Genomic DNA, 21,029 nt, shown 5'->3' on the forward strand with positions numbered 1-21,029 from the left:
GCCGCGGACTGCGCCCGGGTCTGCAGGTTCTTGTCGTTGATGTTGCGATGAAGCCGCGAAGGCGGCCGGCGCGTTCTCCTGACCGCGCCGGCGCCGGAAAGGCCTGTCAGGCGCTTTCGAAGATCCGCGTGAGGACGAACTCGCGGTGGCCCAGGGCCTCGGCCGCGGTCCAACGGCCGTTGGCGGTGGCCAGCATGCATTCCAGCAGCTTGTCGCCGGCCTGGTTCAGGTCGATCTCGCGCTGCAGGAGGGCGCTGGTGTCCACGTCAATGTGCTCGGACATCGTGCGCACCGTGCGCGGATTGGCGCAGATCTTGATGACCGGCAGGATCGGGTTGCCGATCACGTTGCCCTGGCCGGTGGGGAAGAAGTGCACGGCGTAGCCCGAGGCGGCGCACAGCGTGACCATTTCCGCCGCGGCCGAGGACGAGTCCATGAACCACAGCCCGGGGCCATCGGGGATCTCGGCCTTGTCGATGACGCCATCCACCCGGCATTGCTTGCCGATCTTCTGGATGTTGCCCATCGCCTTTTCCTCGATGGTGGTCAGGCCGCCGGCGATGTTGCCCTTGGTGGGCTGGGATTCGGACAGGTCGCTGGTCTTCCAGCGGTCGATCATGGCCTGGTAGCGGTCGAACATGAACATGAAACGCTCGCGCACGGCGTCGTTGGCGCAGCGTTCGGCGACGATGTGTTCGCCGCCGGTCAGCTCCGACGTTTCGCCGAACACCAGGGTGGAGCCCAGCGCATACAGCTTGTCGAACGCATTGCCCACCGTGGGATTGGCGCCGCAACCGGACGTGGTGTCGGATTCGCCGCACTTGGTGGAGACCCACAGGTCGGCGATGGGGCATTCGCTGCGCGTGAGTGCGGTGGCGTAATGCACGTATTCCTTGGCGCAGCGCGACGCGCGCATGATCGTGTCGTGGTCGCCGTGCAGTTCGATGGAAAAGCCCATGACGGGCTTGCCGGTGGCGGCGATGCCGTCGACGACGCGCTTGGTCCAGCCTTCCTCGATGCCGATCACGACCACGGCGGCGACGTTGGGGTTACAGCCGGTGCCGATCAGCGTGCGAAAGTGCAGTTCAAGATCCTCGCCGAACTGCAGGCGGCCATAAGGATGAGGCAGGGCCAGGGTGCCCTTGATATTGTTGGCGACGGCTTCGGCCGCGGCGTTGGAGATGTCGTCCACGGGCAGGACGATGACGTGGTTGCGCACGCCGACGCGGCCATTGTCGCGGCGATAGCCTTGGAAGGTGGTCTGGGCAGTGATGATGGACATGGTGGGTTCCTGTGCGATGGACGGGCGCTTACCAGCGCTTGGTCTTGATGTTGTGCACGTGGGCGTGCTGGCCGGCCTTGATGGGCGCCACCACGCGGCCGATGTCGACGCCGTACTTGAAGACGGTGTCGCCCACGGCCATGTCCTTCATTGCCACCTTGTGTCCGATGGGAATGTCCTGCGACGCGCGTACATGGATGATCTTGTCCTCATCCATGATCCAGGCGTTCAGCTCCGTTCCGGCGGTCAGGCCTTCCACCACGGCGACCGCCACCGTGTCCTTCGCATCGTGCAATACGGCGTGAATCATTGTCTTCCTCTCTGAGTCAGGGGCGCCGCCCGGGTGCTGCACGCGGCGCGGATCACAACGGCCAGGAAATCTTAGGCCCGGCTTTTTTCAAAGTCAACTAAATCATATAGATGACTTACATGACTTGAGCGAATGACGGACGCGCCGCTACACTGGAGGTCCCTGATTTTTGCGATGCACCCATGAACACCAGCCTGTCACCGACTGTGCCCCTGGGCAGTCCCTTGTACGAACAGGTCAAGCAGGCCGTGCTTGCCGCGCTGGCGCAAGGCGAGTGGAAGCAGGGCGACGCGATTCCTCCGGAAAAGCATCTGGCTGAACGGTTCGGCGTATCGATCGGCACCTTGCGCAAGGCCATCGACGAACTGGCCGCCGAGAACATCCTGGTGCGCCATCAGGGGCGCGGCACCTACGTCGCGGTGCACACGCGCAACCATCACTTCTTCAAGTTTTTCCGCATCGTCGGGCAGGACGGCAGCAAGTCCTATCCGACCACCGAGCTGTTGCGCTTCCGGCGCGTGAAGGCCTCGGCGGTCGCACGCGAAAAGCTGGAACTGCCCGCGGGCGCCCATGTGTTCGAGTTCCTGAATGTGCTGTCGCTCAACAGCGACGTGGTCATGGCCGACGAGGTGTGCCTGCCCGAATCCCGCTTTCCGGGGCTGACTGAAGCGCATCTGCGCGAGCGCACCAGCACGCTGTACGCGCTGTACCAGGACCTGTTTGGCGTCAACGTCATCGCCACCGACGAGCGGCTGCGGACTTGCCTGGCCGAACGCACGCAGGCGCGCTGCCTGGGCGTGGCCGAGGGCAGTGCGCTGCTGGAGATCCGCCGCATCGCGTTCTCCTACAACCGCCAGCCGGTGGAATGGCGCGTGTCCCGCGTGAACACCGAACGCTACGAGTATCTGGGACAGGAGCCCTGGGAAGCCGGCACGTAGCAGTGCTAGAATTCCTGCCGCACTACCCAATTTTCGGCGCCGATTTGCCTGATCCGCTTGCGGGCGCCTTCCAATAAATCCAGCTAAAGAGGTCCGTATGACCACTCCTGCCCAACATTTGGCCGGTGATTCGGCCAGCGGGTTCGTCCCCGCAACCGTCACGACTTCCGATACCGTTGATCCCGGTTCGGTCGGCCTTGTCTCTCCCACGTTCATTCGTTTCGACGAACCGCTGCCCCTGCTGAGCGGCCAATCGCTCGCGTCCTACGAACTGGCCGTCGAAACCTACGGCACGCTCAATGCGCAGCGCACGAACGCCGTGCTGATCTGCCACGCGCTCAATGCCTCGCACCACGTGGCTGGGCAAGCCGCGGACAACCCCAACGACCTGGGCTGGTGGGACAACATGGTGGGTCCCGGCAAGCCGGTGGACACCAATCTCTTCTTCGTGATCGGCGTGAACAACCTGGGCTCGTGCTTCGGCTCGACCGGGCCGGCCAGCATCAACCCCGAGACCGGCAAGCCCTGGGGCGCCGCGTTCCCGGTGCTGACGGTGGAAGACTGGGTGCGGGCGCAGGCGCGGGTGGCGGACCACTTCGGCATCGAGCGCTTTGCGGCGGTGATGGGCGGATCGCTGGGCGGCATGCAAGCGCTCAGCTGGTCGATCACCTTGCCCGAACGCGTGGCCAACTGCATCGTCATCGCCAGCACGCCGCGCCTGTCCGCGCAGAACATCGGCTTTAACGAAGTGGCCCGCCGCGCCATCATCACCGACCCGGATTTCCACGGCGGCGACTACTACGCGCAGGACACCGTGCCGCGCCGCGGCCTGTCGGTCGCGCGCATGATCGGCCACATCACGTACCTGTCCGACGACGACATGGCCGAAAAATTCGGCCGCGCCCAACGCGCACCCGCCGAGAACGGTGCGTACCGCTACGGCTACGACGTCGAGTTCGAGGTCGAGTCGTATCTGCGTTACCAGGGCGAGAAGTTCACGCGCTATTTCGACGCCAACACCTACCTGCTGATCACGCGCGCGCTGGACTACTTTGATCCGGCTCGCACCACGGGCGGCGATCTGGCGCGCGCCCTGGCGCCTGCCAAGTCGAACTTCCTGCTGGTGTCGTTTTCGACCGACTGGCGCTTCCCGCCGGAGCGGTCGCGCGAGATCGTGCGGGCGCTGCTGAAAAACGCCAGTCCCGTCACGTACGCCGAGATCGACGCGCCGCACGGCCACGACGCCTTCCTGCTGGAAGACGCGCGCTATCACGCGGTGGTGCGCGGCTACTACGAACGCATCGCGCGCGAGCTGGGCCTGCAAGCCGCCGCCCCGATTGAAGGATGCTCCGAATGACTTCCGTGACTCCCCGCTATGCCCACAGCGCGCTGCGGCCCGACCTGGCGCGCATTGCCGGCTGGATCGAGCCGGGCAGCCGCGTCCTGGACCTGGGGTGCGGCGACGGCGCGCTGCTGGCGCACCTGCGCGACCATCGCCAGGTCAAGGGAGCCGGCGTCGAACTCGACGACACCTGCGTGATCGCCTGCGTGCGTCGCGGCGTCGAGGTCATCCAGCAGAACCTGGAAGACGGCCTGGCGCTCTTTGACGACAAGCAGTTCGACACCGTCGTGCTGTCGCAGACGCTGCAGTCCATGCACCGCACGGAGCACATCCTGCGCGAAATGGCCCGCGTGGCGCGCTACGGCGTGGTGTCGTTTCCCAACTTCGGCTACTGGCCGCACGGCTGGGCCATCCTGCGCGGCCGCATGCCCGTGACGGGGCAGATGCCGTACCAGTGGTACAACACGCCGAACATCCATCTGTGCACGTTGCGCGATTTCGAACAGCTTGCGGGCGAAGTGGGCCTGCGCATCCTGGAACGCGCCACCTTCAACGAAGGCAAGGAAGTGAAGGCGTTCCCCAGCTGGCGCAGCACGCTGGCCGTGTACCGCTTTGCTTCGCCCTGACAATCATCCCCCTGACATTCCGACACGCATCCTCCTGACGGCGCGGGGCAACAGGCCCTAAAATGCCGCAAGCCCGCGGCCGGCGCCCGTGACGCCGCTGGCCAAGTTTCAGGAGACCGTCATCACCGCTGTATCCAACGTCTACACCAGCCCGCGCGTTGCCCCCTTGCTGGTGCTGGGCTTTGCCAGCGGGCTGCCGCTGGCCCTGACCAGCGGCACCTTGCAGGCCTGGGCCACCGTCGAAGGCGTGCCGCTGCAGGAAATCGGTTTCCTCACCCTGGTAGGCACGGCCTACACCATCAAATTCCTCTGGGCGCCGTTCGTCGACCGGTTTGCGCCGCCTGTGCTGGGCCGGCGCCGTGGCTGGATGCTCGTGACGCAGCTGCTGCTGGCGGTGGCCATCATGGCGATGGGCACGCTTTCGCCGTCGTCCACGCTGATGGCGCTGGCCGTGCTGGCCGTGCTGGTTGCCTTTCTGTCCGCCACGCAGGACATCGCCTTCGACGCCTATTGCACGGACGTGCTGCGCAAGGACGAGCGCGGCGCGGGCGCGGCCATCCGGGTCATGGGATACCGGCTTGCCATGATCGCGTCCGGCGGTCTGGCGCTGATCATGGCGGATCAGTGGATAGGGTGGGGCAACACCTATATGGTGATGGGCGGGCTGATGCTGCTATGCGCACTGGCCACGCTGTGGGCGCCCGAGCCCGAGCACATCGCGCGTCCGCCGCGCACCCTGCGCGAGGCGGTGAATGAGCCGCTCCGCGAATTCTTCATGCGCCGTGGCGCGATGGAAGTGCTGCTGCTGATCGTGCTGTACAAACTGGGCGACGCGTTCGCCGGGGCCCTGTCCACCACGTTTCTGATCCGCGGCGCGGGGTTCACGCCGACAGAGGTCGGCACCGTGAACAAGGTGCTGGGGCTGGCGGCCACCATCATTGGCGCGCTGGCGGGCGGGTCGCTGATGGCGCGCTGGGGGCTGTACCGGTCGCTGATGGCGTTCGGCCTCTTGCAGGCAGTGTCGAATCTGGCGTACTGGCTGATCGCGGTCAGCCCGAAAAACCTGTGGCTGATGGCAACCGGCGTGGGCATCGAGAACCTGTGCGGCGGCCTGGGCACGGCGTCATTCGTGGGTCTGCTGATGGCGCTGTGCCACCAGCGGTTCTCCGCCACACAATTTGCGCTGCTGTCGGCGCTGTCGGCCGTGGGCCGCACCTATCTGGCCGGCCCGTTGACGCCGCCGCTGGTCGAATACCTGGGATGGCCCGGGTTCTTCCTGCTGACGGTGGCCATTGCCCTGCCGGGACTCGTGCTGCTGCGCAAGCTGCGCGGCACGATCGAGACCATGGAAAAGCAGGGCGAGTCGTAGCCGACCGATCGCAAAAAAAGGCGGCGCACAAGCGCCGCCTTTTTGCTGGCCGAAAACCTATTCTTCGCCGCTCAGCCGGACGATCAGCACGTCGCTGGGCAGGGATTCCAGCAGCCGCTCGGCCACGCTGCCGATGGCGGTGCGCAGGATGCCGGTGCGGCCGTGGGTGCCGGTGACGACCAAGTCGGAGCGGTGGTTGAACGAGTAGTCGGACAGCACGGTTTCGGGCTGGCCGGCTTCGAGCACGACCTTGGTCGGGCGGCCCTTGGGAAGTTCGGGCGTTTCGGCGATGAAACGCTCGGCGCACTGTTCGGCGGTTCGATACAGGTTGTCGACGACGCCGTCGTCCGGCTTGCTCACGCTCTGGAACGGCACTTCATACGCGTTGAACAAGGTGATGTCCGCATTGGGCACCAGTTGCAGCGCGGCGCGCAGCGCCTGGCGCGAACCGTCCGAGAAGTCGGTGGCGACCAGTACGTCGCGGTAGGGCCGGCGGGGGCGGTTCTTGACCACCAGCACGGGCTGACGCGCCTGGCGGGCCAGCTTTTCGACCGTGGTGCCGAGCAGCAGGCGGCCCAGCGTTTCCTGGCGGGCGATGCCGGCCACGATCAGCGAGCAGCCATACGCGTCGGCGGTTTCCATGATGCTGGCGACGGGGTCGCCCTTGGTGACCACGACTTCCGCCGGCACGTTGGCGGCGGCGACGTCTTCGGCGAGTTCGCGTTCGACGAGGGCCTTGTGGTCCGGCGACAGGCGGCGCCAGACGGGGGTGGTGAGCGGCGTGGCATGGGATTCCATGACATGCAGCATGATCAGCTTGGTGTTCAGTTCCTTGGTCAACTGCAGGGCGCGGTCGAGGGCTCTGTCGCCGCGCGCACTCAGGTCGGTGGCCAGAAGGATGGGGCCAATTTGCTGGGTCATACCTAATCTCCCGGTTACGGCCAGAGGGGCGGCTCCCGCGTCCGCGCTGCCTGGCCCAGTAGCGCCCGGTCGGGCACGTCTCCATTGTCTCGCCGCGAAACGAGACCGGAGTTGATCGTTGTCAACGCAGGTTTGAGGGTACGGGATGATGCGCGCGCAGGCAATGGCGCGCCCGCCGGCAAGGCTCAATACAATGGGGCCTGCCCAAGCTACCCCCCCCACGTATGTTTACCGATCTGTCGCCCGCCCTGCTGCACACGCTGTACCTGGTCGCCATCGTTGCCGAAGCCATGACGGCCGCACTGTCGGCGGGGCGGCGCGACATGGACTGGATGGGCGTCTGCATCATCGCGTGCGTGACGGCGCTGGGCGGCGGATCGCTGCGCGACGTGCTGCTGGGGCACTATCCGCTGACCTGGGTCGTGCATCCCGAGTACCTGTGGATGACGGGCGGGGCAGCGATCCTGACCGCGCTGATCGCGCCGGTCATGCGCCGCTTGCGCAGCGTGTTCCTGCTGGCTGACGCGCTGGGTCTGGTGGCGTTCACGGTCATCGGCTGCCAGGTGGCGCAGATGATGCAGTTGCCGATCACCGTCGTGCTGATCAGCGGCATGATCACCGGGTGCGCCGGCGGGGTGCTGCGCGACGTGCTGTGCAACGAGGTGCCGCTGCTGTTCCGCAAGGAACTCTACGCCAGCGTGTCGCTGGTGACCGGCGCACTGTATCTGGGCTCGATGTCGCTCGGCCTGTCGGCCAACGCGTCGGTGCCCATCGCGCTGGCCGCGGGGCTGACCATGCGCCTCATGGCCCTGCGCTTCAACTGGCAAATGCCCAAATTCGTCTACCGCGACGACTGGGACTGACCGCGCCAGGCGGTCAAATTCATCCTTCCCGCCCTGCCCGCAGACGGCCATGCGATGCCGTGTCTATTGTGTGAAACATTATTTCTATTTCTGTTTCAATAGATTTCTAGTATCTTGTCTGGGTCTCATAGCTTGCATACGCAGTAAAAGGGGAGCCGATTGGACGTCAAAGCGCCCGCCACGATTCCGTATTTCCTACAGGAACAGATTCGTGAGTTGATAGTGAACGGCACTATCCGGCCCGGGCAGCCGTTACGGGAACAGGAACTGGAACAGCGCTTCGGCACCAGCCGCAGCCCCATCCGGGAAGCGCTGCGTCTGTTGGAACTGAGCGGGCTGGTGACGCACATCCAGCGCAAGGGGTTCCGGGTCACCCTCTACACCGAAACCCAGATCCGCCATCTGTACATGCTGCGCGCGGAGCTGGAAGCCTATTGCATCCGGCAGGTCGCCGAGATGCCCGATCTGAGCGCGCTGGTGGCCGAACTGACCACACAGCATGAGGCGATCGTCGCCGCGATGGGCCGCTTCGATGGGCGCGGCTTCATTGCCGCCTCGCGCGATTTTTACCTGGCCGCCGCGCGCTTTACCGGCAATGCGCCGCTGACCAGCATGCTCGGCAAGGTGTACGAACAGATCGAGCCGTTGCGCCACATGCTGGCCAGCAGGTCACTGGAGGCCAACAGGATTCCGATCTATACGGAAGGCGTCATCCAGGCCCTGCGCGTCCGGGATTTCGACCACGCCGCGGCGTTGACGCGCAAGTACGTGGTGCAGGTGCTGCCCGACATCGTGCGGGCGTACCGCGAGGCATCGCTCGAGGACGCCTAGCTATTGCGCCCGCCTTAGCCGCGGGGCGGCGTGCGCACCTCGATGCCCGCCTGCTCCAGCGCGCTGCGGATGCCATTGGCAAAGACCAGCGCGTTGGGCTGGTCGCCATGGATGCAAAGCGTGTCGGCCTGCACCGGCACATCCTTGCCGTCCACCGACCGCACCAACCCTTCCCGCACCATCCGCACCACCTGCGCGACGGCCACATCCACGTCTTCGATCATGGCGCCTGCGCGCGTGCGCGGGGTAAGAGAACCGTCGTTCTGGTAGGAGCGGTCCGCGAAGACTTCATTGGCGGCCGACAGCCCAACGGCGCGCGCCGCATCGATCAGTTTGCTGCCCGCCAGCCCGTACAGGATCAGCGAGGCGTCCACGTCCTTGACCGCCTGGCAGATGGCTTTTGCCAGCGGTTCGTCCTTGGCTGCCATGTTGTAGAGGGCGCCGTGCGCCTTCACGTGATGCAGCCGCGCGCCCTGCGAGGCCGCCACGCCGGCCAGTGCGCCGATCTGGTACACGACGATGTCATAGGCCTCGTCCGGACTGATCTGGATGACGCGGCGGCCAAATCCCGCCAGGTCCTGCAGGCTGGGGTGGGCGCCCAGCGCCACCCCTCGCGCCAATGCCGCGGCCACGGTCTTGCGCATGGTGGCCGGGTCGCCGCCGTGAAAGCCACAGGCAATGTTGGCGGAGCTGACGAACTGCAGCACTGCCGCGTCGTTGCCCATGGTCCAGGCGCCATAGCTTTCGCCCATGTCGCAATTGAGGTCGATGCGGGTGGTCATAACGAATTCCTTTCTAGGCCAGCAGCGCGCGCAGCGGTTCAAGCGCGGCGTGCAGTTGGGCAAACGCGCGCTCGCGCTCGCCGTCCAGGCGCTGCGCTTCTTCCAGCTCGATCCGCTGGAAACGCAGCGTCTGGCCGGGCGCGGACTGCGCCAGGGCGGGCAGATCCACGGTGGCGATCTGCGCAATCTTGGGATAGCCGCCGGTGGTCTGCCGGTCGGCCATGAGGATGATGGCCTCGCCGCCCGAAGGCACCTGCACGGTGCCGAAACAGGCCGCTTCGGACAGCATCTGCCGCGGCTGGTTCATGGCGAGCGGGCGGCCGACCAGTCGGTAACCCATGCGGTCCGACTGCGGACTGATGCGGAAATCCGACTCCGCAAACGCGCGGCGGCTGCTTTGCGAGAACTCCGGCCAGTGCACGCCGGGCAAAAAGCGGATGAATTCGCGCTGCTTGTTGCCCAGCGTCGCGGGCAGATAGACGCGCACGTCCCACAGCGCCTTCTGCAAGGCGGCGGCATCGCGGTCCGGCGGCAGCGGCCGGCGCAGGGGGACGACGTCGCCCTTGGCTAGCGCTCGTCCTTCAAAGCCTCCGAACCCGCTGCGCAGGTACGTGGTTTCGCTGCCCATGACGGGCGTCAGCGCAAACCCGCCATGCACGGCCAGATAGGCGCGCACGCCGACGGCGGGCCTCGCGCCAAAGGCCAGCACGTCGCCAGCGCGCGCGATCAGCGGACGCAGCAGGGGAATGTCCTGGCCATTCAGCGTGGCGCCCAGGTCGGCGCCCGCCAGCGCGAAACAGGCCGGCACGTCGAAACGCAGCGTAGGGCCGGTCAGCGTGATTTCCAGCGTGGCCGGGTCGCCTTCGTTGCCCGCCAAGGCATTGGCAAGCCGGTGGGCGCGCTCGTCCATGGCGCCCGCCGCCGGAATGCCCTGATGCTGATAGCCGTCGCGCCCGCGGTCCTGGAAACTGGACAGCATGCCCGGCTTGATCACCGTCACGCTCATGGCCGGTTCCCCCGGATGCGGTCGAATTCGTCGGGCGCGATCGGCACGAAGCGCACGGTGTCACCGGGCTGCAGCAGGGCGGCGGGTTCGCGCGCCGGGTCGAACATGACGAGCGGCGTGGCGCCGATGATGTTCCAGCCGCCCGGCAACCGGTTTGGGTAGATCACGGTCTGGCGGTTGGCGATGGCCACGGCGCCCGGCGGTACGGCGGTACGCGGCGAGGGGCGGCGGGGAATGTTCAGTTTTTCGTCGTGCACGCCCAGATAGGCATGTCCGGGGGCAAATCCAAGCATGAACACCATGCTGCGCGGTTCGCTGTGCAACTGGATGACGGCGTCGGGCGAAATGCGCGCCGCGCGGGCGACCTCGGCCAGGTCGGGACCGTGTTCACCGCCATAGCAGACGGGGATGTCGACCTCGCGTCCGCCCGCATCGCCGGTCGGAATGCCGCCGGCCAGCAAAGCCTGGATGTGTTCGGAGAGTGAGGCGTAGGTGGGGCCTTCGCCCTGTCCGCCGGGCCGGTAATGCACGGCCACGGCGACGAAGGAGGGCACCACATCGGTGACGCCCGGCAGCCGTGCGTCGCGCAGCATGCGGGCCGCCGCCAGGCACGTGCGGCCGATGGCGGCGTCGATGTGTTCGCCGAAGGAAATGATCAGGCAGCGGTCACCCTGGGGCAGGATGCGCCAGCGGGTTTCGGCCGGAGAAAGCGGGTCTGAATTTACGTTCAACGGCACGAAACCTGTAGTGACGGGTTACTTGGCGAACAACGAATCCATGTTCTTGAACGCCTTGAATTCCAGCGCGTTGCCCGACGGATCCAGGAAGAACATGGTGGCCTGTTCGCCGACCTCGCCCTTGAAGCGGATGTAGGGTTCGATCACGAACTCGGTCTTGGCGTCGGTCAGGCGCTTGGCCATGGCTTCCCATTGTTCCATGGAAAGCACGGCGCCGAAATGGCGCACGGGCACATTGTGCGAATCGACCGCGCTGGTGGCTTTGTGGCCACACTCGCTGGGCGCCAGGTGAGCCACGATCTGGTGGCCGTAGAAATTGAAGTCGATCCATTCGGAGGAGCTGCGCCCCTCCGGACAGCCCAGCTTTTCGCCGTAGAAGGCGCGGGCTTCGGCCAGGTCCCGCACGGGGAAGGCCAGGTGGAACGGCGGCAGGTTGGTTTGAGCGGACATGCAAGGCTCCGGGTCAGGCAAAGGAAAGATGAGCGTTCGGGGCCGGCGGCCGCCGCAGTCGCGTCGGCTTTAGCACCAGGACGTAGTTTAAGTATTGTTTTTTTTACAGCAAAACGATATTTTTCGAGTCTTAGCATCGAAAAAATTGATTGTGCTCAAAGAATTCAAGACCTTCATTGCCGTGGCGCGGGACGGCACCTTCACCGGGGCGGGGGCGCAACTGGGACTCACGCAGTCCGCCGTCAGCGCCCAGATCCGGCGCCTGGAAGAGTATCTGGGCGTCGCGCTCTTTGACCGCAGTCCGCGCGCGGCCCTGCTGAACGCGCAGGGCCGCGAGATGCTGCCCCAGGCCGAAGAGCTGGTCGCCATGGCCGATCGCATGGCGGCCTCTGCCGGCGGCGCCCATGTCAGCGGACTGCTGCGCATCGGCGCGATTGCGTCCGTGCAGCAGGATCTGCTGGTCCACGCGGTGGGCGAATTCCGCGCGGTCTATCCCGATGTGCGCGTGCGCATCGTGCCCGGTGTGTCGCTGTCGCTGCTGGGTCAGGTGGACGCGGGCGAAGTGGACCTGGCCGTGCTGATCCGCCCGCCGTTCGCCTTGCCGCCCGAACTGGGATGGCAGCCGTTGATGAGCGAGCCGGTGATGCTGGCCATACCGGAATCCATGCCGGTCGCGCCTTGGCGGGAATTGCTGGCGACCCAGCCCTTCATCCGCTACGACCGCGCTTCGTTCGGCGGGCGGGTGGTGGATGTATTCCTGAAGAAGCACCGGATCACCGTGCATGAGGCCGTGGAGCTCGACGAGATCGAGGCCATCGCGGGGATGGTCCGTCACGGGCTGGGCGTGGCGCTGCTGCCCCGGCTGCGGCGTCTGGACATGACGGGGCTGCGGCTGCTGCCCCTGGACGAACACGCGTTTCACCGCGAAATAGGCATCATCGGCCGCCTGCCGTTCGACCCGGGCAGCGTCCGCGAAAAGATCGCGCAATGCCTGCATCGGGCGGCGGGTGATTCGGCAGGGGTTTGACGCCATTCCACGCCAGCCGGTCGCTCAACAAAAAAGCCCCCGAAGGGGCTTTTGCTTTTACAGCCGGTCGCAGCGGACCGTGATCGGGTGATCGCGCAAGGCGGTCATGACGATGTCGTCGACCTGGCCCTCCACGTCGGTGATCACGTAGCCGATCTGGCCGCGCGTCTGCAGGGTCTGGCTGACGATGTTCAGGCCGTGTTGTGCCATCAGGTTGTCCAGCGCGCCCAGCGCCCCAGGCGCGTTGCGGTGCACGTGCAGGATGCGCGTGCCGCCGGCCTGTTCCAGGAACGGCAACTCGGGGAAGTTGACCGCGCCCTTGGTGGTGCCGGCCTGCAGGAAGCGCACGAGCTTTTCGGCGACTTCGCGGCCGATGTTCTCTTGGGATTCCTGCGTGCTGCCGCCGATGTGCGGGGTGAGGATGACGTTGGGCATGCCGATCAGCGGGCTGGCCAGCGGTTCGTCGGCGCTCTTGGGCTCGGTGGGGAACACGTCCAGCGCGGCCCCGGCCAGGTGGCCGGATTTCAGCGCCGCGTGCAGCGCGTCGATGTCGACGACCGCGCCGCGCGAGGCGTTGATCAGGATGGCGCCGCGGCGCATGCGGCCGATGGTCTCGGCGTTCATGATGTTTTCGGTGGACTTGCCGCCGGGGACGTGCAGCGTCACGACATCGGCCTGTTCCAGCAGTTCGTTCAGCGTGCCGGCGGGGCGGGCGTTGCCCAGCGGCAGCTTGGCCTCGACGTCGTGATAGATGACGCGCATGCCCAGGCTTTCGGCCAGGGTGCTGATCTGCGAGCCGATGTTGCCGTAGCCGACGATGCCCAGCGTCTTGCCGCGCGTCTCAAACGCGCCCGCGGCGCTTTTGTCCCAATGGCCCTGATGGACCCGGGCGTTCTTTTCGGGAATCCGGCGCAGCAGCAGGATGGCCTCGCCCAGCACCAGTTCGGCGACCGAACGCGTGTTGGAGAACGGCGCATTGAAGACCGGGATGCCGCGCTGCATGGCGGTGTCCAGATCGACCTGGTTCGTGCCGATGCAGAAGCACCCGACGACGCGCAGATCGGGGTTGCCGGACAGCAGGGCGGCGTCCAGGTGCGTGCGAGAACGGATCCCCGCCACTTGCACGCCGCGCAGGGCGTCGTGCAATTGCGCCGGCGGCAGGGCCGCGGCATGCGTGACGATATCGGTGTAGCCGGCGGCCTCGAAGACGGCGCGGGCGCTCGGGTGGATGTTCTCGAACAGGACGATTTGTGCCATGACTGCCAAGGGTTGGTGAGAAACGCAATTATTTATTGTGGACCATTTTTGCTGCAGTGCAAGGAGTAGCCATTGAGACGGTGTGGGTGAATTGTTTCAGGCGCGGCTCAGCGGTAAGCCTGGAAAACCTTGGCGCCGCCGCGCTTGTCGACCAGCACCACGTCGTGCGGCGTCTTGCGCCCGCCATATTCCGGACCGTCCATGCCCGGGGACCCCAGCGGCATGCCGGGGGCCGAAATACCCGCCGCGTCCGGCTTTTCGAGCAGCAGCCGGCGCACGTCGCTGGCCGGCACGTGGCCTTCGATCGCGTAGCCATCCACCATCGCGGTGTGGCAGGAACCGTAGTTGGCCATGCCCGCGTTGCGGCGGATGGGGCCGGTGTCGTCGACGTCGTGCGTGACGACCTCAAAGCCGTTGTCGCGCATGTGTTTGACCCAGTCTTCACAGCAGCCGCAGGTGGGCGTTTTCCAGACTTCGACTTTGACGGGCACCTGCGCGGCGGCAATCGCGGGGATGCTGAGGGCCGCGGCAAGGACGAGGCGGCGCGTAAGACGGGAAACGTTCATGATGCTCCGGGGGATAAAGGGGATGTTCTGGCGCGGGCCGGTCAGAACCAGAACCGCACGCCCGCGATGACGGCTGCCTGCGACCGGCTCTCGCCGGCGTCCGAGGCATAGCTTGCCGTCTGGCCGAACTTCCGTTCAAAGGATACGCCAACGTAGGGAGCGAATTCGCGCGTCACCTCGTAACGCAGGCGCAGGGACAGGGATCCCTGCGACAGACCGGAACCGATGCCGCGTTGCGGGTCGTTCTTGCCGTAGACGCTGGCTTGCAGTTCGGGCGTGAATATCAGGCGCTGGGTCAGCAGCAGATCGTACTCAGCCTTCAGCGCCAGGCCGCTGCGGCCTGACGGGCCTGCATAGGCAGTGGCCGTCAGTTCGATGTTGTAGGGCAGCAAGCCTTCGACGCCGACCGCGGCCCAGTTGCGCTTGGGGCCTGCGCCGATGTCCCGGCGCGCACCCAGTTGCAGATCCCAGAATGGCGAGATGGCGTGGCTCCAGAAGGCCTCGACCTTGCCGTCCGACCCGCCGCCGCTTTCGCGCTCGCCCTCGCTCTTGACGAGCAGGCGGTCGGTGGCGGTGCCGAACCAGAAGCGGCCATCCCATTCGAGCGCGTTCCGCCCATCGCGATTGCGCGATCCGCCGAATTTGTCGAACAGCACCTGCCACGTGGGCGCGTTGTCCATCATGTGCGGATGGATGCCGTAGCTGTCGTAGCCGCGCGGGCCTTCGCCATCACTTGCGGGCAGGCTGCCGACGGGCGGGGCGTCTGCGGCGGGCGCGTCATGGTTCGTATCTGCATGGTCCATACCCTGGTGGCTTTCCGGGCTGTCCGGTGACCGCGCCTGGCCGTGGTCCATCGAGCCGTGGTCCATCCCGGTCATGCCGGCATGATCCATTTGCGCCGCTTGAGCCGCGGCCAGGGGGGGCGCCAGCGCAAGGGCGATTGCGCAAAGGGCCGGCGCGTGTTTCTGGAAACTGATCGGCTTCATCATTTACTCCACCACGACCGCCCTGAACATGCCGGCCTCCATGTGATACAGCAGATGGCAGTGGTAGGCCCAGTTTCCACGCGTGTCGGCGCTGACGCGATAGCTGATGCGCTGCGCCGGGTTCAGCGAGATCGTGTGCTTGCGGACCTGGAATGCGCCATCTGGGGACTCCAGGTCGCTCCACAGGCCGTGCAGGTGGATGGGATGCGTCATCATCGTGTCGTTGACCAGCACGAAGCGCACGCGCTCGCCGTGGCGCAGCACGATGGGCCGCGCGTCCGAGAACTTCACGCCGTTGAACGACCACATGTAGCGCTCCATGTTGCCCGTCAGGTGCAGCTCGATCTCGCGCGAGGGCGCGCGGTTGTCGTCGGGCTCCCGCACCGACCGCAAGTCCGCATAGGTCAACACGCGGCGGCCGTTGTCGCGCAGTCCGGGGCCGGGATCGTCCAGGCGGGTCGACACCACGTCAGGCAGCATGGAATTGCCCACGCCGCGCTCGGCGGGGTAGGGGTGCCTGACCTCGACCATGCCGCCCTGGTCCGCGCCGGCGCCATGATCGCCGTGCCCGGCCTGCATGGCCTGCGATCCGCCCATGTCATGCGCCATGCCCATGTCCATCATGCCCAGCACCTGCACGCGATCCATCTCGGGCACGTCGCCCTCTATGCCCGGACGGGGCGCAAGCGTGGCCCGCGCGTAGCCGGAGCGGTCCATCGCCTGCGAAAAGATCGTGTAGGCGCGGTCTTCCAGAGGTTCGACGATGACGTCATAGGTTTCCGCGACGCCGATGCGGAATTCCTCGACGTCCACGGGCCGCACGTCCAGTCCGTCGGCGGCCACGACGGTCATCTTCAGGCCCGGGATTCGAACGTCGAAGTACGTCATCGCCGAGCCGTTGATGAATCGCAGCCGCACTCGCTCGCCTGGCGTGAAAAGCCCGGTCCAATTGGCGGCCGGCGTGGCGCCATTGGTGAGGTAGGTGTAGGTCGCGCCCGACACGTCCGCCAGGTCCGTCGGGTTCATGCGCATGCGTTCCCACATCAGGCGCTCGCCCAGCGCCGCATGCCAGCCGCGGTCGCGGGCATCTTGCGACAAGCCCTGCACGCTGGGTTGGATGCGGTTGTAGTAGTCGGGCATCACCTTCAGCTTGGTGAACACGTGCATCGGGTCTTCGTCTGTCCAGTCCGACAACAGCACCGTGTAGTCGCGATCGGATGCGATGGGATCGCGGCGCCGCGGCTCGATGACGATGGCGCCGTACAGGCCCGTCTGCTCCTGGAAACCCGAGTGGCTGTGATACCAGTAGGTCCCGCTCTGGCGAACATCGAACCGGTACGTGAAGGTCTGGCCGGGATCGATGCCGGCAAAGCTCAGGCCCGGCACGCCGTCCATGTTGCTGGGCAACAGGATGCCGTGCCAGTGGATCGACGTCTGCTCGCGCAGGCGGTTGGTGACATGCAGCGTGACCGTATCGCCCTCGCGCCAGCGCAGCAGTGGCGCGGGGAGGCTGCCGTTGACCGTGGTGGCCACGCGCGCGGCCCCCGTGAAGTTCACCGGCGTCTCGCCGATCTGCAGATGGAATTCAGTGCCGCGCAGTTCGGCCGTTGGCACGGTGGCGGGCCGGGCCAGCGCATGGCGCCAGCCGCCCAGCGCGGCCAGTGCGCCGCCCGTGGCCAGGCCCTGCACGAAGCGGCGGCGGGTCGTGAATGAGGGCGCCGTCATGTCACAGCACCGAGACGGAACCCTTCATCCCCGCGGCATAGTGGCCGGGCTCCAGGCAACCAAACGACACCGTGCCCGCCTTGTCGAAGCGCCACACGATCTGGCCGCTTTTGCCGGCTTCCAGCGACACGGCATTGGGTTCCTCGTGCCGCATGCCGGGATCTTTCAGCATCATGGCGTAGTGCGCCTGCAGGTCGGCATCGGTGCCCAGTACGAGCTCGTGCCGGATCTTGCCGGAATTGTGCACGTTCAGGCGGACGGTTTCGCCGGCCTTCACGTCGATGGTGGCAGGCGAAAAGCGCATGGCGTCGTTCATGTCGATCTCGACCGTGCGCGTGACGCGGGCCGGATCGCCCGGTGTGCCGATGGGCGCTGCGGCGGCGGGCTGCGCGTGGCTGCCATGCGCGTGGTCGCCTGCGGCCAACGCCGCGCCGGACAGCATGAGCGCCAGGGCGGCGAACGAAGTGCGTAGCAGAGTGCCTTTCACGAGAATCCTTGCAGAGGGAATGAGCGTGATGGCACTTTAAGAAACCGGGGGTGCCCCGATCCTGTCGCGCAGATTACGTTTTTGTAATGTTCGGCCCTGCCGCCGGATCCATCAGCGTGATGCCGACGACAGTGCCGGTGGTGTCTGACACTGCATCGGCCTCGCCGCCGTGCATGAGCGCAATGGCGCGCACGATGGCAAGACCCAGGCCGTGGCCTTCGCTGCGCGGGGCGCGCGTCGGGCCGGCGCGGAAAAAGCGGTCGAAGATGCGGGGCAGGTCTGCGGGCGGGATGGGCGGCCCGGGGTTGCGGACCGCGATGCGCGCGCCGCCGGGGATGCGCGCGCAGGCCACCACGATCCCGCCGCCGGGTGGTGTGGCCTTGATGGCATTGGAAATCAGGTTGGCCAGCGCGCGTCGCGCGAGTCCCCGGTTGGCGGCCACGGTGGCGTCGCCCTCGCAGCGCAGCTGCACGCCGTGTTCTTCCAGCGTGGCTTCGTAGTATTCGGCAACGCGCCGCGCTTCCGCGGCCAGTGACACCGGAGCCAGATCGGCCGCGCGTTCGCCTCGGTCGGCCCGGGCAAGGAACAGCATGTCGTTGACCAGCGTCTTCAGATCTTCCAGCTCCTCCAGATTGGATTCCAGCGCGTCGCGCAGCTCGGCGGCGTCGCGCGGCGCGGACAGCATGACCTGCGTGCCATTGATGAGCGTCGCCAGCGGCGTGCGCAGTTCGTGCGCCACGTCGGCGTTGAATCCCTCCATCTGCTGGTAGGCCGCCTGCAGCCGGTCCAGCGTGCGGTTGAAGGAGCGCACCAGGTCATGCAATTCGCGGTCGGTGTCTTCCAGCGGGAGGCGGCGCGCCAGGTTATCGGGCTGGATGCCCGCGGCCTGTTCGGACAGCCGGCGCGCCGGCGCCATGCTGCGCCGCACGGCCCAGGCCGCCAGCACGACGGTGGCGCCCACCCACAGCGCGCAGATCAGCGCGAGGGCCGTGCCGTAGGCGTAAAGAAATTGCGAACTGGTCCGGGTGCTGACCGCCACCGTCAACTGCGCGCCAGGCAGAATGCGATCGTTCATGGCGACGCGCAGGCCGCGCATGCGGCCGCCATCGGGCGTTTCCAGCAGGACCTGGCGACCGTCCGGCGACGCCAGCGTCTCGGGCGGCGTGCCGCCATAGACGGCCTTGCCTTGCGCGTCGACGATCCAGATGCCGAGCTGGCCCTGCCCCGCGCGCATCTGGTCGAAGGTGGCCGCCAGATCGTGCAGGCCGCTGGCGCTGTTCTGCATGTCGATCAGGTGGTCGATGAGTTCGAGCTTGCCGCTGACTTCGGTGATCTCCTGACGTTCGACCTCGCGCTTGAGCGCCCAGAAGAGGGTCGCCCCGGCAAGGCTTGAGACCAGCAGCGCGATGGCGCCCAACAGCAGCGTCAGCCTCGCCTGCATGGACCGCACGCGCAGGCGGATCATCGGGGGCTGCCACCCGGGGCGACGCGCGATTCCAGCACATACCCCATGCCACGCACGGTGTGCAGCAGTTTCGAGTCGAAGGGATCGTCCAGCTTGCCGCGCAGGCGCCGCACGGCGACGTCGATCACGTTGGTGTCGCTGTCGAAGTTCATGTCCCAGACCTGTTCGGCCAGGGTCGTGCGCGACAGCACCTGTCCCTGGCGGCGCAGCAGCAGGGCCAGCAGGCTGAATTCCTTGGCGGTCAGGTCCAGGCGGTGGCCGCCGCGCTGGGCACGCCGGCTGGCAAGATCCAGCTCCAGGTCTGCCAGGCGCAGCAGCGTGGGCTCCTGCGAGCGGCCGCGGCGCAGCAACGCCTGCACCCGGGCCAGCAGTTCGGAGAAAGCGAAGGGTTTGACGAGATAGTCGTCGGCGCCGCCCTCCAGGCCGCGGACCCGGTCTTCTACCGCGTCGCGGGCGGTCAGCATCAGGATGGGCGTGTCCTTGTGCGCGCGCACCGAGGCCAGGACCTCGAAGCCATCCACGCCGGGCAGCATGACGTCGAGCACGATGAGGTCGTACGCGCCTTCCAGCGCCAGATGGCGGCCATCGACGCCGTCGCGCGCCACGTCCACGACGTGGCTTTGTTCCGACAGTCCCTTCTTCAGGTAGTCGGCCAGTTTGGGTTCGTCTTCAATGACCAGGATGCGCATGGCCAAAAATTTACCACCGGCGGGGCGCACTCAGGCGCCCGCGCGGGCGGAATTCAGGCCGTTTCGGCGATGGCAATGCGGTCGGCGGGAAAGCGCAGCGAGAAGACGCTGCCTTTGCCGGGTTCGCTGGTAATCAGCAGTTCGGCGTCGTGCCGCATGGCGATGTGCTTGGTGATCGCCAGGCCCAGCCCCGTGCCGCCAACGGCGCGCGACCGGCCCCGGTCCACGCGGTAGAAGCGTTCGGTCAGGCGCGGCAGATGGCGCGCCGGGATGCCTATGCCCGTGTCCTGCACGCTGTAGCACGCGCCGCCTTCGGGTTCGCGTTCCCAACGCACGGTGATGGTGCCGCCGTCCGGCGTGTAGCGCACGGCATTGGTCAGCAGGTTGGACAGGGCCGAGGTCAGCTCGTTTTCGGCGCCCAGCACGTCCAGGGTTTCGTCGATGTGCCAGACCAGCTGGTGCCGGCCGCCCGACAGCGCTTCGATCTGCTGGCGCGCCTTTTGCAGCAGCGCGCCCATGTTGACCGCGCGCGGATCGCTGCCCGGCGACGATTCCAGCGTGGACAGCGTCAGCAGGTCTTCCACGATGGCCTGCATGCGGTGCGCCTGCTCGTGCATCATGTCGATGTATTGCTCGCGCTGCTCCTGCGGCAGCGCGTCGTCGGGCATGTCGCGCAGCGTTTCCAGAAAACCCGCCAGCACCGTCAATGGCGTGCGCAGTTCGTGCGAGACGTTGGCCACGAAATCGCGGCGCGTGGTTTCCAGGCGCTCTATCTGGGTGACGTCGCGGGTGATGAGCAGACGCTGGTTGCTGGCGTAGGCCGTCAGCTGCATCATCATCAGCCGTTCCTGGCCTTGCTGGCCCAGCCGCACCAGGATGGGCTCGGGCCAGGACGGGCGATGCGCGTATTCCACGAATTCCGGCGCGCGCAGCAGGTTCAGAAGGTTGTGTCCGCGATCGGCCGGCAAGCGCAGACCCAGATGCTGGCGCGCCATGCGGTTGCACCAATCGATCTGAAAGTCTTCGTTCAGCGTGACGGCGCCGTCGGGCAGGGCCTGGGCGGCAGCCAGCATTCCTTGCATGGTGTCGCGGGTTTCAGTCAGTTCACGTGCGCGGGCGCGGGTGTACCGATAGAGCGGAGCAAGAATGTCGTCCCAGGGGCCGACAGAGGCGGGCGGGGCGGAGTCGGGTTGATTGGCCCAGCGGGAAACCAGCGTCAGCCGCCAGCTGCGCCACAACAGCATGGCGGTCAGCGAAGCGGAAAACACGACCCAGCCCGCGGGGTCTCCAATAAGCCATTGCGCCAGTAAGGCAACCACCGCCCACAGGGCGACAAATATAAGCGTGCGCAGCCAGATCATCGTGCGCCA

22 protein-coding genes and 1 riboswitch are annotated in these 21,029 nt (G+C 66.5%); of the genes, 7 read left to right on the plus strand and 15 right to left on the minus strand.

From position 1 onward, the window contains the following. Positions 1-106: 106 nt before the first annotated feature. The gene (locus AC6CIE_RS15090) at positions 107-1,282 is read right to left on the minus strand and encodes a UxaA family hydrolase (protein WP_175125143.1); all 1,176 of its coding nucleotides are present in this window, start codon (positions 1,280-1,282) and stop codon (positions 107-109) included. A 28-nt stretch (positions 1,283-1,310) separates the two neighbouring features. Then, positions 1,311-1,592 carry a UxaA family hydrolase gene (locus AC6CIE_RS15095; RefSeq protein ID WP_056327564.1) on the minus strand — a complete coding sequence of 94 codons (282 nt, stop codon included), beginning with the start codon at positions 1,590-1,592 and terminating at the stop codon, positions 1,311-1,313. Between the two features lie 182 nt (positions 1,593-1,774). Here AC6CIE_RS15095 and AC6CIE_RS15100 point away from each other — a divergent pair, with 182 nt between their 5' ends. The 4 genes from AC6CIE_RS15100 (at position 1,775) to AC6CIE_RS15115 (ending at position 5,867) form a co-directional block, all read left to right on the plus strand. Continuing rightward, positions 1,775-2,530, plus strand: coding sequence for a GntR family transcriptional regulator (locus tag AC6CIE_RS15100; RefSeq protein ID WP_498092695.1), 756 nt, complete (start codon positions 1,775-1,777; stop codon positions 2,528-2,530). A 26-nt stretch (positions 2,531-2,556) separates the two neighbouring features. Continuing rightward, positions 2,557-2,638, plus strand: a riboswitch (SAM riboswitch). Next, positions 2,628-3,887, plus strand: a complete 1,260-nt coding sequence (gene metX / locus AC6CIE_RS15105) for a homoserine O-succinyltransferase MetX (protein ID WP_175139434.1) — start codon at positions 2,628-2,630, stop codon at positions 3,885-3,887. It overlaps the preceding riboswitch by 11 nt. After that, positions 3,884-4,498, plus strand: a complete 615-nt coding sequence (gene metW / locus AC6CIE_RS15110) for a methionine biosynthesis protein MetW (RefSeq protein WP_175125146.1) — start codon at positions 3,884-3,886, stop codon at positions 4,496-4,498. Before metX ends, metW begins: the two co-directional genes overlap by 4 nt. A gap of 88 nt (positions 4,499-4,586) precedes the next feature. Beyond that, entirely contained in the window at positions 4,587-5,867 is a 1,281-nt protein-coding gene (locus AC6CIE_RS15115) for a muropeptide transporter (RefSeq protein ID WP_414631322.1), read from the plus strand. Positions 5,868-5,924: 57 nt separating this feature from the next. On the opposite strand, the gene AC6CIE_RS15120 is transcribed toward AC6CIE_RS15115, so the two are convergent. Beyond that, the gene (locus AC6CIE_RS15120; protein ID WP_105237166.1) at positions 5,925-6,788 is read right to left on the minus strand and encodes a universal stress protein; all 864 of its coding nucleotides are present in this window, start codon (positions 6,786-6,788) and stop codon (positions 5,925-5,927) included. Positions 6,789-7,012: 224 nt separating this feature from the next. On the opposite strand from AC6CIE_RS15120, the gene AC6CIE_RS15125 reads away from it, so the two are divergent. Then, complete coding sequence (locus tag AC6CIE_RS15125; protein ID WP_056564767.1) at positions 7,013-7,651, plus strand: trimeric intracellular cation channel family protein; 639 nt, start codon at positions 7,013-7,015, stop codon at positions 7,649-7,651. A gap of 159 nt (positions 7,652-7,810) precedes the next feature. Continuing rightward, a complete protein-coding gene (locus AC6CIE_RS15130) occupies positions 7,811-8,482 on the plus strand; it encodes a GntR family transcriptional regulator (RefSeq protein ID WP_498092697.1) in 672 nt (223 codons plus the stop codon). Positions 8,483-8,496: 14 nt separating this feature from the next. Here the strand turns inward: AC6CIE_RS15130 and AC6CIE_RS15135 are convergent, their stop codons facing one another. The 4 genes from AC6CIE_RS15135 to AC6CIE_RS15150 are packed head-to-tail and all read right to left on the minus strand — an operon-like array spanning position 8,497 to position 11,457. Continuing rightward, on the minus strand, positions 8,497-9,264 hold the full coding sequence (locus AC6CIE_RS15135; protein ID WP_498092699.1) for a LamB/YcsF family protein: 768 nt from the start codon (positions 9,262-9,264) through the stop codon (positions 8,497-8,499). A gap of 13 nt (positions 9,265-9,277) precedes the next feature. Next, the gene (locus tag AC6CIE_RS15140; protein WP_498092701.1) at positions 9,278-10,270 is read right to left on the minus strand and encodes a 5-oxoprolinase subunit C family protein; all 993 of its coding nucleotides are present in this window, start codon (positions 10,268-10,270) and stop codon (positions 9,278-9,280) included. After that, positions 10,267-11,001, minus strand: a complete 735-nt coding sequence (gene pxpB / locus AC6CIE_RS15145; RefSeq protein WP_414631968.1) for a 5-oxoprolinase subunit PxpB — start codon at positions 10,999-11,001, stop codon at positions 10,267-10,269. Before pxpB ends, AC6CIE_RS15140 begins: the two co-directional genes overlap by 4 nt. A 24-nt stretch (positions 11,002-11,025) precedes the next feature. Beyond that, positions 11,026-11,457: a VOC family protein gene (locus AC6CIE_RS15150; RefSeq protein ID WP_105237171.1), complete on the minus strand. Its 432-nt coding sequence runs from the start codon at positions 11,455-11,457 to the stop codon at positions 11,026-11,028. Positions 11,458-11,608: 151 nt separating this feature from the next. On the opposite strand from AC6CIE_RS15150, the gene AC6CIE_RS15155 reads away from it, so the two are divergent. Further along, on the plus strand, positions 11,609-12,484 hold the full coding sequence (locus AC6CIE_RS15155; RefSeq protein ID WP_343738849.1) for a LysR family transcriptional regulator: 876 nt from the start codon (positions 11,609-11,611) through the stop codon (positions 12,482-12,484). A gap of 57 nt (positions 12,485-12,541) precedes the next feature. On the opposite strand, the gene serA is transcribed toward AC6CIE_RS15155, so the two are convergent. The 8 genes from serA to phoR all read right to left on the minus strand — a co-directional run bounded on the left by serA (position 12,542) and on the right by phoR (position 21,020). Continuing rightward, positions 12,542-13,741, minus strand: coding sequence for a phosphoglycerate dehydrogenase (gene serA / locus AC6CIE_RS15160; protein ID WP_498092703.1), 1,200 nt, complete (start codon positions 13,739-13,741; stop codon positions 12,542-12,544). A gap of 107 nt (positions 13,742-13,848) precedes the next feature. Then, positions 13,849-14,307 carry a DUF411 domain-containing protein gene (locus AC6CIE_RS15165; RefSeq protein WP_498092705.1) on the minus strand — a complete coding sequence of 153 codons (459 nt, stop codon included), beginning with the start codon at positions 14,305-14,307 and terminating at the stop codon, positions 13,849-13,851. 41 nt (positions 14,308-14,348) lie between these two features. Beyond that, positions 14,349-15,296 carry a copper resistance protein B gene (locus AC6CIE_RS15170; RefSeq protein ID WP_498092707.1) on the minus strand — a complete coding sequence of 316 codons (948 nt, stop codon included), beginning with the start codon at positions 15,294-15,296 and terminating at the stop codon, positions 14,349-14,351. Further along, positions 15,297-17,018, minus strand: coding sequence for a copper resistance system multicopper oxidase (locus AC6CIE_RS15175; protein ID WP_498092709.1), 1,722 nt, complete (start codon positions 17,016-17,018; stop codon positions 15,297-15,299). Between the two features lies 1 nt (position 17,019). After that, on the minus strand, positions 17,020-17,460 hold the full coding sequence (locus AC6CIE_RS15180; protein ID WP_239216425.1) for a cupredoxin domain-containing protein: 441 nt from the start codon (positions 17,458-17,460) through the stop codon (positions 17,020-17,022). Between the two features lie 118 nt (positions 17,461-17,578). Continuing rightward, positions 17,579-18,967: a heavy metal sensor histidine kinase gene (locus AC6CIE_RS15185; protein ID WP_498092855.1), complete on the minus strand. Its 1,389-nt coding sequence runs from the start codon at positions 18,965-18,967 to the stop codon at positions 17,579-17,581. Continuing rightward, positions 18,967-19,659 (minus strand): heavy metal response regulator transcription factor, encoded by a 693-nt coding sequence (locus AC6CIE_RS15190; protein ID WP_175139427.1) that lies wholly within the window; start codon positions 19,657-19,659, stop codon positions 18,967-18,969. Before AC6CIE_RS15190 ends, AC6CIE_RS15185 begins: the two co-directional genes overlap by 1 nt. A 53-nt stretch (positions 19,660-19,712) precedes the next feature. Then, the gene (phoR, locus tag AC6CIE_RS15195; protein WP_175139426.1) at positions 19,713-21,020 is read right to left on the minus strand and encodes a phosphate regulon sensor histidine kinase PhoR; all 1,308 of its coding nucleotides are present in this window, start codon (positions 21,018-21,020) and stop codon (positions 19,713-19,715) included. Positions 21,021-21,029 lie beyond the last annotated feature (9 nt).

This window comes from Achromobacter sp. GQ309, assembly GCF_059759315.1.